This is a genomic window from Flavobacterium sp. (assembly GCF_017985075.1).
Taxonomy (GTDB): domain Bacteria; phylum Bacteroidota; class Bacteroidia; order Flavobacteriales; family Flavobacteriaceae; genus Flavobacterium.
The window spans coordinates 1-14,888 of record NZ_JAGNYF010000043.1; the positions used below are offsets into that span (position 1 = coordinate 1).

At 32.1% G+C, this 14,888-nt stretch carries 9 protein-coding genes and 1 pseudogene; all 10 read right to left on the reverse strand.

Features of this window, described 5'->3' with window-relative positions:
* A partial coding sequence (gene ileS, locus KA468_RS08310; RefSeq protein ID WP_291242482.1) for an isoleucine--tRNA ligase occupies positions 1-2,734 on the reverse strand: 2,734 nt, incomplete at its 3' end.
* Between the two features lie 79 nt (positions 2,735-2,813).
* Positions 2,814-3,527, reverse strand: coding sequence for a DNA repair protein RecO (gene recO, locus KA468_RS08315; protein WP_291242483.1), 714 nt, complete (start codon positions 3,525-3,527; stop codon positions 2,814-2,816).
* Complete coding sequence (locus KA468_RS08320) at positions 3,527-5,797, reverse strand: two-component regulator propeller domain-containing protein (RefSeq protein ID WP_291242484.1); 2,271 nt, start codon at positions 5,795-5,797, stop codon at positions 3,527-3,529. Before KA468_RS08320 ends, recO begins: the two co-directional genes overlap by 1 nt.
* Positions 5,798-5,853: 56 nt before the next feature.
* Complete coding sequence (locus KA468_RS08325) at positions 5,854-7,587, reverse strand: BatD family protein (protein WP_291242485.1); 1,734 nt, start codon at positions 7,585-7,587, stop codon at positions 5,854-5,856.
* A gap of 286 nt (positions 7,588-7,873) precedes the next feature.
* Positions 7,874-9,526 (reverse strand): VWA domain-containing protein, encoded by a 1,653-nt coding sequence (locus tag KA468_RS08330; protein ID WP_291242486.1) that lies wholly within the window; start codon positions 9,524-9,526, stop codon positions 7,874-7,876.
* Entirely contained in the window at positions 9,526-10,527 is a 1,002-nt protein-coding gene (locus tag KA468_RS08335) for a VWA domain-containing protein (RefSeq protein WP_291242487.1), read from the reverse strand. Before KA468_RS08335 ends, KA468_RS08330 begins: the two co-directional genes overlap by 1 nt.
* A complete protein-coding gene (locus KA468_RS08340) occupies positions 10,520-12,115 on the reverse strand; it encodes a BatD family protein (protein WP_291242488.1) in 1,596 nt (531 codons plus the stop codon). Before KA468_RS08340 ends, KA468_RS08335 begins: the two co-directional genes overlap by 8 nt.
* The gene (locus KA468_RS08345; RefSeq protein WP_291242489.1) at positions 12,115-12,981 is read right to left on the reverse strand and encodes a DUF58 domain-containing protein; all 867 of its coding nucleotides are present in this window, start codon (positions 12,979-12,981) and stop codon (positions 12,115-12,117) included. Before KA468_RS08345 ends, KA468_RS08340 begins: the two co-directional genes overlap by 1 nt.
* Positions 12,982-13,036: 55 nt before the next feature.
* On the reverse strand, positions 13,037-14,041 hold the full coding sequence (locus tag KA468_RS08350) for a MoxR family ATPase (RefSeq protein ID WP_291242490.1): 1,005 nt from the start codon (positions 14,039-14,041) through the stop codon (positions 13,037-13,039).
* A 224-nt stretch (positions 14,042-14,265) separates the two neighbouring features.
* Positions 14,266-14,888, reverse strand: a pseudogene (locus KA468_RS08355) (hypothetical protein); the annotation flags it as partial.

A 14,888-nucleotide genomic window follows, 5' to 3' on the forward strand; every position in this document is an offset into this window, starting at 1 on the left:
TTTCTTTCTTACGAAGTGATAAAACCAACGAAGAAATCGTTTGTGCTTTCTGCATTCTACTTTCTAATGATTTATCAACAAAGTTTTCAACCGAAACTGGGAAAACAGATAAGTGTATACTTTCAAAATTTTCCTTATTAGTATTGGCATTCAGGTCTTTATAAAGTCTGTCCATAAAGAACGGTGCAACCGGCGCGGCTAATTTTGCAACTGTTTCTAAGCAGGTATAAAGCGTCTGATAGGCGGCAATTTTGTCTTGAGCATAGTCGCCTTTCCAAAATCTTCGACGGCATAAACGCACGTACCAATTACTTAAATTCTCTTGCACAAAATCAGAAATAGCTCGTGTAGCACGTGTAGGTTCATAATCCGCATAAGCAGCATCAACCACTTGAATAAGCGTATGTAATTCCGATAAAATCCAACGGTCAATTTCTGGTCGTTCTGCTAAAGGAACTTCGTCTTCACTATAGTTAAATCCATCAATATTAGCATATAAAACAAAGAACGAATACGTGTTATACAGCGTCCCAAAGAATTTTCTTCGCACCTCAGCAATACCTTCTAAATCGAATTTTAAATTATCCCACGGATTGGCATTTGAAATCATATACCAACGTGTAGCATCTGGGCCATATTCGGCTAACGTGTCAAATGGATCGGCAGCATTACCTAAACGTTTTGACATTTTTTGTCCGTTTTTGTCCAAAACTAATCCATTAGAAACTACGTTTTTATATGCAATTTTATCAAAAACTAACGTAGAAATGGCGTGTAAGGTATAAAACCAACCTCTTGTTTGATCCACTCCTTCTGCAATGAAATCGGCAGGAAAATCTTTGTTTTCGTCAATTTTTTCCTTATTTTCGAAAGGATAATGCCATTGTGCATAAGGCATAGCACCCGAATCAAACCAAACGTCAATTAAATCAGTTTCACGTTTCATTGGTTTGCCAGATGCAGAAACCAATACAATTTCGTCCACTACATTTTTATGTAAATCGACTAAATCGTAATTTTCTTCAGTCATATTTCCGATTTCGAATCCTTTAAATGGATTTTCAGTCATAAAACCAGCGGCAATTGCTTTTTCAATTTCTTCATATAATTCTGCTACCGAACCTACTAAAATTTCTTCTGTGCCTTCTTCATTTCTCCATATTGGCAAAGGAATTCCCCAATATCTTGAACGCGATAAGTTCCAATCGTTGGCGTTTTTTAGCCAATTTCCAAAACGACCTTCTCCAGTAGCTTTTGGCTTCCAGTTGATGGTTTCGTTTAAATCGAACATTCGGTCTTTGATTTCAGTTACTTTAATGAACCAAGAATCTAACGGATAATATAAAATGGGTTTGTCTGTTCGCCAACAATGTGGGTAACTGTGTACGTATTTTTCAACCTTAAAGGCTTTGTTTTCTTCTTTTAATTGAATAGCAATTTCTACATCGGCAGAGCGTTCTGGTGCTTCACCTTCATTGTAATATTCGTTTTTAACATATTTGCCAGAATAATCACCTAAATTAGAAATAAATTTTCCTTGCAAATCTACTAAAGGAACTGCATTTCCATTTTCATCTAAAACCAACATTGGTGGTACTTCTGGAGTTGCTTCTTTGGCTACTTTTGCATCATCTGCACCAAAAGTAGGTGCGGTGTGAACGATTCCTGTTCCGTCTTCTGTAGTTACAAAATCTCCAGCAATTACTCTAAACGCATTTTCTGGGTTTTGATGCGGTAACGCTAATGGCATCAATTGTTTGTAACGAATTCCTACTAAATCTGAACCTTTACATTCGGCTAAAATTTTAAATGGAATATTTTTATCGCCTGCTTTGAAATTTTCGAAATCAGTTACTTCTGTGCTAGCAAAAAATCCTTTTCCAAATTGTTTTCCGACAAGGTTTTTAGCTAAAATAACATTTACAGGTTCAAAAGTATATTGATTATATGTTTGTACTAAAACATAGTCAATTTTTGGGCCTACGGTTAACGCTGTATTTGATGGCAACGTCCAAGGCGTAGTAGTCCAAGCTAAAATATGTATGTCTCCAAAACTTTGTAAAAAGCTTGGTAACGTTTCGTTTTTGGTTTTAAATTGCGCTACTACAGTCGTATCCGTAACATCACGATACGAACCTGGCTGATTGACTTCGTGCGAAGATAAACCTGTTCCTGCTTTTGGCGAATACGGTTGAATGGTGTAGCCTTTGTAAAGCAAATCTTTGTTATAAATTTGTTTTAGCAACCACCAAACCGATTCCATATATTTGGATTTGTAGGTCACATACGGATCTTCCATATCTACCCAATAGCCCATTTTTTCGGTTAAGTCATTCCAAACGTCGGTATAACGCATAACTGTTTTCTTACACGCTTCGTTGTAATCTGAAACAGAAATGGTTTTTCCAATATCTTCTTTTGTAATTCCTAAAGCGGCTTCAGTACCTAATTCTACAGGTAATCCGTGTGTATCCCAACCTGCTTTTCGTTTTACTTGAAATCCTTTTTGAGTTTTATATCGACAAAAAATATCTTTAATCGCACGCGCCATTACGTGGTGAATTCCAGGTAATCCGTTTGCAGAAGGTGGTCCTTCAAAAAATACAAATGGTTGGTTTCCTTCACGTGTAGATACACTTTTTTCAAAGATGTTGTTTTCCTTCCAAAAATCAAGAACTTCTGATGCTACCGTTGGTAAGTCAAGTCCTTTGTATTCTGTAAATTTTGTACTCATTTTGTCGCTATCTTAAATCAATTTGCGAAAGTAAGGATTTAAAGAGAAAAGGCAAAAGGTATAAGGCAAAAGTTGTAGGTTAAGAAAAAACTTCTTTTAAGACGTCTAACGATTTTGGTTTTTTAAAACCATCTAAATGAATGGCATAATAATCTAAAAGAATTTTTAACAGTATTTGTCGCTCTGTTCCTGCAAATACTTTTTGATTGTCGTCATATCTTAATCGTAATGCTTTTTTAAGCAAATTCGTTTCGTGTGCGTTTAGGCAACTTGTGCCTTGAAAGGGTGAAAAAACACCGTCAATCATTTCAAAATAGGCGAAATCTGTTTCCTGTATTTGCGGATAAAATCCTAAAAATTTTGTGAGTTCTAAAAGAAAAATCAAATGAAAATTTGAAACTGAATCATTTGCATCTAACCACAACAAAGACGTTTCTAAAAATGAAAATAAATTCTCGTTTTTTTCTTCTTCAAAAACACTATTATGAACGACTTCTGATAAGAAAAAAACCATAGCGCTTTTTACAATATCCGTATTTATGTTTTGATAATTGTACGCGAGTTTTACTTCTTTAAAGTGCTCTAAAGTGCCTTTATTTTTATGATTGGCTTCTATATCTAGAATATTTAACGGCTGAAAATAAGCTATTTTTTGATTCGATTTTTTAGAAGAAAAAGCACTTGCTATGAAATAAGATTTTAACCCGTCTGATTGCGTAAAACATTTAACAATTAAACTTTTTTCTTGGTACTTAATGGCGCTTAAAACAATGGCTTTGGTTTTTATTTGCATTATCTAATTACCATTATTTTTTTTACCGTAGTTTCTGCGGCATCGTTAGACGAAACAAAAACCATATATACGCCAGAAGCGACTTTATATTTTCCAAATGCAGTGGTATCCCATTCTACCGTTCCGCCAGAAGATGTGGTTTCAAAAACCAAATTCCCTTCAATATCTGTGATTTTCAAATTTACTTTGTCCATCAATCCTGATATTTTAACCGTTCCAGAATATTCTGGTCGAACTGGATTTGGATATATGTAGACGTTTTGTAAATCGTCGTCACCTTTTGTGGCAGCTCCTAAAAAGGAAACCAGTCCTTTATCGGTAGCAAAAAACACTTCACCTGAAACCTCATCAATTTCAATATCTAATACATTATTACTTGGTAATGGCGAGTTTTCTTTTGTAAATCTTCGTAAAGTTGTTTGTCCATTTGGGCTAACCTGAAAAACGCCAGCGTCTGCAATAGCTACCCATTTATTATTGGCACCATCTACTTTAATATCTTGAATTACTTGTTGGTAAAATAATTCTTGTGCCAAATCACCATCCTGAATGACAATATTTGTTGTTGTTAATGCTGTTTCGGAAATAAATCTATCTACGCTATTTAAAATTCGTAACCCTTTAAACGTTCCAATCCAAAGTTGGTTTTTGTTATCTACAGCTACACATCGCACATCATTGTTAGGTAAATTCCCGTTTTCTTCGTTAATGATTATGAATTTATTATTGTATTTTTCATTAAAAGCAAGTACACCACCAGCATAAGTAGCCGTCCATTTAGTACCATTTTTATCGATGTCTATGTTGCCATAATTCAAAGAAGTGGGGTTTTGAATTACTGCACTTAAATTATACGACTGCCAAGTATTGTTGTTTTTCAATACTTTTAAGCCGTTATTAACTGAAGCATTTGTTAGCCATAAATTACCGTCTTTATCATATTTCATTCCGTTTATTCGCACCGAGATATAGTTTTGGTTTGGCGGCGGTAACAGTAACGATTCTAAAAAATTGGTTTGATTGAATAAAAAAGGATTTGTTTTATTTGTAAATTTCAACAAACCACTTTGTCCTGAAGCTACAAAAACTTCACTGCTATTTCTTGGGTTTTCTACTATAGCTGCTAGCGTAACAGCACCTGCTACTTCGGTGTTTGGAATTTTAGTCCAACCCGTATTGGTGTTAAAAATGCTAATACCTTGTAATTTATAATCTGGTGTGTAGGTTCTGTCATAACTTCCGTGAGTTAACCATATGTCGTTTTTGGTTTTGGTTACTTTAAAAGCCAAATCTTCAATAGGTCCATTTGGTGAAATGTTTGCAAATACTAAATTACTGCTTAAAGGCGCTTCATATAATCCGTTTTTTGCAGTTCCAATATATAATTTATCGTTTTTAGTTATGGCACAAGTAAGTAATTCTGAAACACCGGTTACTTGAAATGTAGATGCTATAAGTGTTAAACTACTATTATACACATTTACTTGATACTGACCTGTAAAAGTTAAATATTCGCCATCGGTTCTTAGCTTTAGTGGAACAGTGTAGTGTGTGCTAAAAACTTGTGGTGCATTGCCAACAAATTTGTAAATATTAGTAGAAAAATCTGTTGCAATTAGTTGATTGCTAAAAACTACTAAACTAGACCAGTTTCCTGAATTAAAAACCGACCATTGCGAAAAATCGTATAAAAAAGGATTGGTTATACTTGCTTTTTTTATGCCTTGTGTTCGGGTTACTGCAAAAATTTCATTATTAAAAACTGTAGTTTGTAAAACATCTATAAATTCTCCTGAATTTCCAATATAAAAACTGTTTTCAATTTCAAAATTAGACAATTTAATTACTGTAATTCCGTATTGCGTAGACACGTATACTTTCCCGTTGTACTCATAAAAATCGTTAATTTTTTTACTGTTGGCTGGCACAGGCACATCGGTAATAATATCAACTTTATTAAGCGTTGAGCCATCTGGTTTTATTAGAATAATTAATCCGTTTTTATTTCCAATTAAAGTATAATTATTTGTCGTGTGTAAAATAGCAGTAATTTCATCTGGTTTTACATCATTTACTGAAGTAAAAGTAGTTAAAATATTTGAGGAAACGTCTTTGTTAAATACTGAGTTTTTAGTGCTGGAATACACTTTTTGGTCGGAAATACAAACGTCTGTAATTTCATTGTATGAAAAATAACCTTTCCATAATTTCTGTTGTGAAAAAGAAAGTATCGAAAAACAAAAGAATAAATAGAAAAGTATTTTTTTCATAAAATTAGTTGAACTACAAATATACACTAAACAAAATTATATTACGATTATTGCGTTTACACGTTAATAATTTGTACTAATTGTTGTAGTTTTTCAAAATCCAATTGCATATTTCCATCAGATGTTGGCATATATCTTACTTTTTCGCAATTTTGCAAAAGTCCTATAAAATCGTTAGTGTTTTCTTGAGAAATGTGGTTTTCCTGAAATTTTTGAATGATGTTTTCTTTATTTAATTCTGCTTTTTCTAAACCAAATTTATAGTGTAAAAATGCATTGATTTTGAGTTCCATTTCCTGATAAAACACTTCTTTATTTGTTATAAATTGTTGCATATCGTTTACAGAAAACTCCTTTTTTTCAGGTTTTATTTCTGTTATTACCGTTTCAGGAACAGCCGATTTATTTCTTTTTAATGTAAAAAACAATAACGCCAAACCTGCTAAAGTTACACCTCCAATAAAATGTAAAAAGGTGAACTCAAAACCTGATGTTAGTTCTGTTTTTTGAGATTTTTCAGCTAATTTAGATTTTGAAACCGAAGTAACATTCGCTTGGTTTTCGCCTTGTGAAACGTCTAAATTAATAACTTCAGATGAAATGGTTTTGTATGTTTTTGATTTTATATCGAAAAAAGAAAAATACTGAGATTTTACTTTAAAACTTCCTTTTTCTTGAGGAATTATGGTATAACTATCTACAATTTTACCTGAAATTCCGTTTATGTTTTCGTTTACAAATTCTTGATGTTTTGGTTCGTAAATTTCAAAATTAGATGGTAAATTAGGTTTAGGGATTTCAAATAATTTTAAATTTCCTTTTCCAGAAACAATCAAATCCAATTGTAATGATTCGCCCGATTTTAATTCGTTTTTAGTAACATTTGCTTTAAATTCAAAAGTACCAACGGCACCTGTAAAATTATCTGGTTTCCCTTTTTCTGGCAATGAACTTACTTGAAGATGTTTTGTATTAGAAACAATTTCTCTTCTGGCAACATCAAATTCTGGATCGCCAAAAAAATCAAAATCTCCTGTTGGATAACTGATATTTAAATCTAATGTAATTGGTGTTATTTCTAATTTTCCAATTTTTTGAGGATACAAAATGGCTTTCTTGAAAATTTTAGATTTGTATACTCTATTATTTACAACCTTTCGCTCCCATCCGCCCTGCACATCTTCCGTTTGACTCCAAAAGTTATTAAATTTTGTAACCATATTTTTGTTCAGTTCAATCTCTAAATTAGGAGCCAAATAAATACGATAAAACACCTCAACTGGTTCATTTACAAATGCGGTAGTTTTACTAACTTCTACATCAATAAACAATAAATTATTTGCGCCAGAAATGGATTTATTTACTGCAGCAGGTTTCGGTACGTTGGTTGAATTTTGGTTTCTCTGTATGGCATCAGCAGCTTTTTCATTTGAAACAGAAACAGCTACAGGTTTTGATGCGTATGTTTTACCATTAAATTTAATAGTTGCAGGAGAAAGAACTAATTTTCCAGCTTTAGCAGCCTGAATTACAAAGGTATATACTTGTTGTATGGCATAATCTCCATTTATGTATTCTTCATTAGAAGAAACATACGAACCCCCTTTATTAAACCCATTAAAATTAGGCGGCGTAAAGTTTGAGCCTTCTTCGTTAAAAATATAATTAACCTGAATTACTTCACCAATTTTAAGGTTCGTTTTTTCAGCTTTTACCTCTAATTTTACCTGAGAAAAGGTAAGAAAAGAGAAAAGCAGTAAGGTTAGTAGTGTTTTTATTTTATTATTCATTTTTTTGTTTTTTTAAACACATAGAAACATAGTTTTTGTTTTTATGAAAAGGCGTTTCACTTATTTAAAGCAAACATAGCTAAGTTGACTAAAATGAATAAATTAAATACTTCATTTAAGTTTCAAATTACTACTTGAATTTAACCATTAAGACATTAAGTTTATTAAGTTATCCCTTAATTTTCTCAATTTCTAAATGGTTACATCTGTTTTTTATTTATAGTAAATTCGAAATAAAACTTTTTTAAAAACAATTCTTAATCTATGTTTCTATGTGTTTATGATTTTACCAATCTTTTTCTGTACTTGTTGTGTTTGTTTTTGATTTGTTGGCATTTACTTTTTCTTGTACTTTTTTTTCTTCGTTGCTTATTGCTTTTAGCACATTATCCATTCTTTGTTTGTTTGCGCTTGGTTTTTTAGGTGTCTTTTTATCCTTATTTTTTGACTTGTCTTTGTCGTTTTTCTTTTTATCTTCCTTATCCTTTTTCTCCTTTTTAGGATTTGGTTTTGGCGGGTATTTTTTTAATAATTTTTTTGCTAACGCTAAATTATATCTTGTTTTTTCGTCTTTAGCGTTCGCCTTTAAAGCATTTTTGTAGGATGCAACTGCTAATTTATAATTTTTATCTTGCATATATGCATTTCCTAAATTATGAAACGCTTTGTGTTTTTGTGCGTTATTTTTTGCGGTTTGAGCGGCATTTTTAAAGTTGCTTATCGCTTCGCCATACTTTTTGTTTTTATAAATTGTATTGCCTAAATTGTATGTTGCTTGTTGTTTTTGGTTTTTTTCTTTTGCTTTTATTACTCGTAATTGTTTTTCGTTTTGTTGAAAATTCACTGTTTTATTTTCCTGTGAAAATGCAGTTGCAGACGCGAAAAATAAAAGAAATACCAAGTTAATTTGTTTGTTTTGAAACCAATTTTTGATATGAAAACCTTTAAAATTCTGGTTTGTTATAAAAAATTCTAAGAGTAATAATACAAATGCAATGCCTAAAAACCACTGAAATTGCGATTGCTTTTGGGCCAATTGTTGGGCTTTAAATTCTTGTTGTTTTACCGATGCTAATGCCGATTTTATAGTGGCAACCACTTTTGATATTTGTGTATCATTACAATACGTTCCATTGGTTTCCGAAGCTATTTTTTGTAAAACTTCTTCGTTTAGTTTCGTAGTTACAACTTGACCGTTTTTATCTTTTTTAACTTGTTGAAAACCCAATTCATCAACAAATTCAATTGTGCCGCCATTTGAAGTTCCAATACCAACAGTAATTATTTTTACGTTTTTTTCTTTTGTTATTTTGGCTACATCAAAAGAAGTATTTTCGTGATCTTCACCATCTGAAAGCAAAATAATGGCTTTTCCCGAATTTGGATTGTCAAAGAAATCCACACTGGTTTGAATGGCACTTTCAATTGCTGTTCCTTGAGAAGATATTATATCTGTACTCATACTTTGTGTAAACATTTTTGCCAATTCATAATCCGTTGTCATAGGCAACACAGGGTAAGCACTTCCGGCATAAGCTACAATGCCTATTCTGTCGCTACCAATTGAATTGATAATTTGTGTAATTATCTGCTTGGATTTTTCCAAACGGTTGGGCTGAATGTCTGTACACAACATACTTTTTGAAACATCAATGGCAAATACTATTTCTACTCCTTTTGCTGGAACTGTTTCAACTTTTGACCCCAATTTAGGATTCACCAACGCCAAAACAATAAAAAAAACAGCCATTATTTGTAGCATAAATTTTATTCTTGATTTGTTTTTAGACGCTCGCATTAAAAGTTTCTCCATTGCTTGCTGCTCGCCAAATGCTGCTTGTTTTTCGGTTTGCCATTTTACATAGCTATTTTGAGCTACTATTCCAATTGGAATAAGCAACAACAAAATAAAATAATATGGCGATTCAAATTCAAACATTATATAAAACTTTTAAATAGTGTGCGACTTAAAATCATTTCTAATACAAGAAAAAACAAACCTATAAGTAACCAAGTACGAAATTGTTCGTCAAATAGCATTAAGCGATTTTCTATAATCTTAGACTTTTCTAAACCGTCGATTTCATCATAAATAGCTTCTAATTTATTGTTATCAGTAGCTCTGAAATATTTTCCTTTGGTTATTGCTGCGATTTCTTGTAGAATTTTCTCATCAATTTCCACTTTTTGAGGTTGAAAAACAATATTTCCATTACTGTCTTTTGCTACTGGAAAATTAGCCATTCCGTTTGTTCCTACTCCAACAGTATATACTTTTATTCCATAGTCTTTAGCAATTTCTGCTGCCGAAATGGGATCTAAACTTCCGACATTGTTTACCCCATCCGTTAATAAAATGATAATTTTAGATTTTGCTTTGCTATTTTTAATTCGGTTTATTGCGGTACCTAAACCTATTCCAATGGCAGTTCCGTCTTGAAGTACCAAGCCATTATATTGCACTTCTTTTAATGATTGTAACAACATTGTTTTATCTGAAGTTACTGGAGTTCGTGTATAACTTTCGCCAGCATACACCACTAAACCAATTCTGTCGTTTGTTCTTTTCTTTATAAATGTTTCGGCTACTTTTTTTATGGCTTCCAATCGATTTGGTTTAAAATCGGTTGCTAGCATACTTCCCGATACATCGGTAGCAATAACAATATCAATTCCGTTTTTACTATCCGTATAACTTGATTTTTGGGTGTTTCTTGGTCGTGCTAAAGCTATAATTACAAATCCTAAGGCTACAATTTTTAACAAAAACAAAAATGGGCGGCATTTCATTACCCAAGATTTTGGTATAGAAAACCCTTCTGTTGTACTTATTTTTATGGCTGGATGTTGTTGTTTTATTGTTGTATAATGCCAAAACACCGCTATTGGAATTACCAATAACAACCATAAAAAATGAGGATGCATAAAGGCGCTATTCATCTTCTTGATTTATTTGTTCGAGACTATTTGTAATACGATCTATAAAATCTTTAGCTAATTTGTCCTTAGCATCGTGGGTAATTCTGACTGTTTGCAAACCGTAACTATCAGAAATAAAAACCGTGAAAAATCGCATTTTTTTGGTTTCATTCCCTTCGTTTATTTCAAAAGTTCCTTCTAAAACATCACCAGAAAGCGCTTTTACGTTTTTGAATTTTTTAGCTGTAGTTTGAATTTTCTTAGCTTGTTCTTGCATTAACTGACCTAATTCGTCATTAAAAAGCTGTTTTAAATTTACTTTTACAGAATCTTTATACGCGATGGTTTGTACTGAAATTGCTAATTTATCTTCCGGTTTTTGCCAAGAAAACTGAGCTATATTTTTAATGTTTGGATTTTTAGATGTCACCAAATCACGAACTAAAACTTCTGGCGTTTCTACTTGCAAAATAGGCAATCCGTATTCTGAAACGATCCATTCTTTTTTTAGATAATAATCGGCATCTTTTCCGTTAATTTTTGCAGAAAAATAATTGGTTACATTTTCCCATCCAAAAAAGAAAACTACAGAAACCATTGCCACTAAAAAAGTAACAATAAATGCCGTTTGTCTGATGTTTTTATATTTATTTTGTTGTACTATTTCTGCTAATTTGGCTAATGCAACTTGATGTTCTTCGGCAGAAACGGGTAATGTTTTATGAAAAACATTAATTAAATTTTCCGAAGCTATTTTATCTGCATTTTGTTCTGGTAGAGAAATAATAATTTTTGCAAATTTTACTAAATCTGCCTTAATAAAAAGGGTTTCAATTTGTGAAATAGTCGTTTCTGAAATTTCATATTTCTTATTTTGTACCGCTTTTTTAAGTTTAAAAATAAACTGTTCCGTAGTGCTTTCCAACGCAGAAAATTCTAACGTTATTTCAAAATACGATTTTATTATTTCGGTTAAATTAGAATAATATTCTTTGGAATTGGCATTGGCGTTTACTTCTGAAAAAGCTAAAAAAGCTTTATTATATGGAGAAATATAGGCTTCTGATTTTGTTTTTTTACGCTGTTTTATTCGCAAAATTATATATAATATGCCTGCTAAGAAAAAAGCAAAAAATAATCCTAAAATTAGTTGATAATCGGAAAGTTCTTGTTGTTTTTCTTCTGGTTGTATAGAAAGTATTTCGTCTTCTTTAATTTCGTGCATTTTTTGTTTCGTAGTATCTACTTCCACATCAATTACGGAAATTTCTATACTTTCAGATTTGGTTTTTTTAGTGTTTATTACTACCTCAAGTGCAGGAATTTTATAGGTGCCTGCATCAAATTGCGTAAGATTGTATTTTTTTATCCACTCGATTTGGTTGCCTTTTTTATTTTTTTCTGGTGGAAAAGATTGCACCACTTCCAATTTGCCTATCGAATCTAAATCGGGGAAAAATACGACCTCTTTTTCGTTTACTTTTGTTTTTAAAGTAAGCTGAATTTGTTCGCCAATTTTAATTTCCTTTTTAGATACAGTTGTTCCTATCGTTTGGGAAAACCCTACAACTACTGAAAACAGGAAAAGAAAAATGAATTTAATTCGCATTAGGCTCTACTTTTAAAATAGGTTACTAATTTTGTTACGTAACTTTCATTTGTTTCTGTTTCTACTAATCCTGCGGCACATTTACGGAAAATATTTTGGCAAATTTCAACCTTGGTTTTGTAATTTTTCTCGTATTCCAAACGAGTAGTTTCGGTTTGTGTGTCTAACCAAATCAGTTGTTCGGTTTCTGCGTCTTGCATTTGAATAATTCCAACATTTGGAAGTGATTTTTCACGTGAATCAAATATTCTAATGCCTGTTACATCGTGTTTTTTTGAAGCAATTTGCAACGGCTTTTGGAATTCGGCAGTCATAAAATCGGAAATTAAAAACACAATTGCTCGTTTTTTTATTACGCTTGACAAAAATTCTAATGCAAATGCCACGTTGGTAGTTTTGCTTTTCGGTTGCCATTCGACTAATTCTCGGATAATTCTTAAAACGTGTGATTTCCCTTTTTTGGGCGGAATGTATAATTCAATTTCGTTTGTAAATAAAACTAACCCTATTTTATCGTTGTTTTGTGTGGCTGAAAAAGCTAACGTAGCAGCAATTTCGGTTACCATATCTTTTTTATTTTGAGCCGAAGTTCCAAAATTCTGAGACGCTGAGCAGTCGATAACTAACATCATGGTTAATTCACGTTCCTCTTCGAATATTTTTACAAATGCGTCATTATTTCTAGCAGAAACATTCCAATCTATGGCTCTAAAATCATCTCCATATTGGTATTGACGCACTTCAGAAAAAGTCATTCCTCGTCCTTTAAAAGACGTGTGATAGTGTCCCGAGAAAATATGATCGCTCAATCTTCGGGTTTTAATTTCAATTTTTTTGACTTTTTTAAGTAACTCTTTCGTTTCCATTTTCGTGTTTAGTATTTCGTAAAAACGCTTTACTAATTACTTTCCTATGCACTCATTAAGGTACTTGTACCTGATTTAAAACTTTATTGATAATGTCTTCTGTAGTGATGTTTTCGGCTTCAGCTTCATAAGTAATACCGATTCTGTGGCGTAATACATCGTGAACAACAGCTCTAACATCTTCAGGAATTACATAACCTCTTCGTTTGATAAAAGCATAACATTTTGCCGCTAAAGCCAAATTGATACTTCCACGAGGCGATGCACCAAAGCTAATAAGTGGTTTTAAACTGTCTAATCTATATTTTTCTGGGTAACGTGTAGCAAAAACAATATCTAAAATATATTTTTCAATTTTCTCATCCATATACACTTCCTTTACGGTTTGTTGTGCTTTGATGATTTGTGCGATGCTTACCACAGAATTTATAGTAGCCGTATTTTCCATTAAACTGTTACGAATAATAAGTTGTTCCTCTTCCATTTTCGGATAATCGACAATGGTTTTTAGCATAAATCGGTCTACTTGTGCTTCTGGTAACGGATATGTTCCTTCTTGTTCTACTGGGTTTTGTGTAGCTAAAACTAAAAAAGGTGTGTCTAATTTATACGTAGTTTCACCAATTGTTACTTGCTTTTCTTGCATTGCTTCCAATAAAGCAGATTGTACTTTTGCAGGTGCTCTGTTAATTTCATCTGCCAAAACAAAATTGGCAAAAATGGGACCTTTTTTTACAGAAAACTCATTTTCTTTGAAATTGTACACCATAGTTCCTACCACGTCTGCAGGAAGCAAATCTGGTGTAAATTGAATACGATGAAAACTACCGTGTACTGCCTTAGAAAGTGTATTTATAACTAATGTTTTGGCTAACCCAGGCATCCCTTCTAATAAAACATGCCCTTGACCTAATAAGCCAATTAACAAGCGTTCTATCATTGATTTTTGCCCTACAATTACTTTGCTTAATTCTGAAGTAAGCAAATCAATAAAAGCACTTTCGTTTTCTATTTTTTCATTAAGCGCACTAATGTCTATACCTGTATTATTTTCTTGCATTTTATTTTGAATTATTTTCTGTAAATTTTAAAAAAATACTTTAACAACGCAAGATGCTATATAAAAATAATAAAAGTTGTTAATTGTCCGTTAAATTATATGGTTAATGGTGTTTTTTTAGAAAAAATTAAGAAATGTTCGTGTTTTTTGCATAAAAAAAGCAACTTCTATTCCTGTTTAAGAATTAAAAAGTTGCTTGTAAAATTTTTATAAAATTTATGATTTTAATACCAATCTGAATGGTATTTATTTTCCCCTAAATAATAGATTAAACCAACTGAAAAATTATAATAACTTCCTGATTTTGGTGTGTAATCTTTATTTAGCAAGATTCCGTCAAATCCATAATGCTGTTTCATGGTAAAATTATGAGTAAAATCAGCAGTTAAGGCAAAATTATTTGAGATGTTATACATTGGTGTAAGTCCAATTCCCACCACACCAATTTTTTCGTGTTTGTTTTGTCCAATCATGTATCCAAATGCAACACCTGCATCTACGTGGGCGTTTATTCCTACTTTATCTCTTGTTAAATAGGTTAAACCTAATTGTTTACCCACATTATAAATTCCAGATACAGCAACCGCACTATATGTAATTCCAACTTTCCCTCCTGGGTCATTTACAAAATGGTCTAATTTATAAGCGACTTTTGCTCCGAATTTTTCGTTAAACATATATCGTATTCCTACATTATAATGATTCAATCCAGAAAAATTAGATTTATACAATTTTTGATAAGGTCCTATAGCACCTGTATAACCATAACCTGCCTCAAGAGACAAGTTGTTTACATTAAATTGCGCAAAAAGTGATGAAGACATCACTAAAAAAAAGAAGATTTGGA

Excerpts from the sequence above, each read along its gene's own strand:
- KA468_RS08320 (WP_291242484.1), bottom strand. The coding sequence starts at position 5,797 with ATGAAAAAAATACTTTTCTATTTATTCTTTTGTTTTTCGATACTTTCT.
- KA468_RS08325 (WP_291242485.1), bottom strand. The coding sequence starts at position 7,587 with ATGAATAATAAAATAAAAACACTACTAACCTTACTGCTTTTCTCTTTT.
- KA468_RS08350 (WP_291242490.1), bottom strand. The coding sequence starts at position 14,041 with ATGCAAGAAAATAATACAGGTATAGACATTAGTGCGCTTAATGAAAAA.
- KA468_RS08335 (WP_291242487.1), bottom strand. The coding sequence starts at position 10,527 with ATGAATAGCGCCTTTATGCATCCTCATTTTTTATGGTTGTTATTGGTA.
- KA468_RS08345 (WP_291242489.1), bottom strand. The coding sequence starts at position 12,981 with ATGGAAACGAAAGAGTTACTTAAAAAAGTCAAAAAAATTGAAATTAAA.
- KA468_RS08330 (WP_291242486.1), bottom strand. The coding sequence starts at position 9,526 with ATGTTTGAATTTGAATCGCCATATTATTTTATTTTGTTGTTGCTTATT.
- recO (WP_291242483.1), bottom strand. The coding sequence starts at position 3,527 with ATGCAAATAAAAACCAAAGCCATTGTTTTAAGCGCCATTAAGTACCAA.
- KA468_RS08340 (WP_291242488.1), bottom strand. The coding sequence starts at position 12,115 with ATGCGAATTAAATTCATTTTTCTTTTCCTGTTTTCAGTAGTTGTAGGG.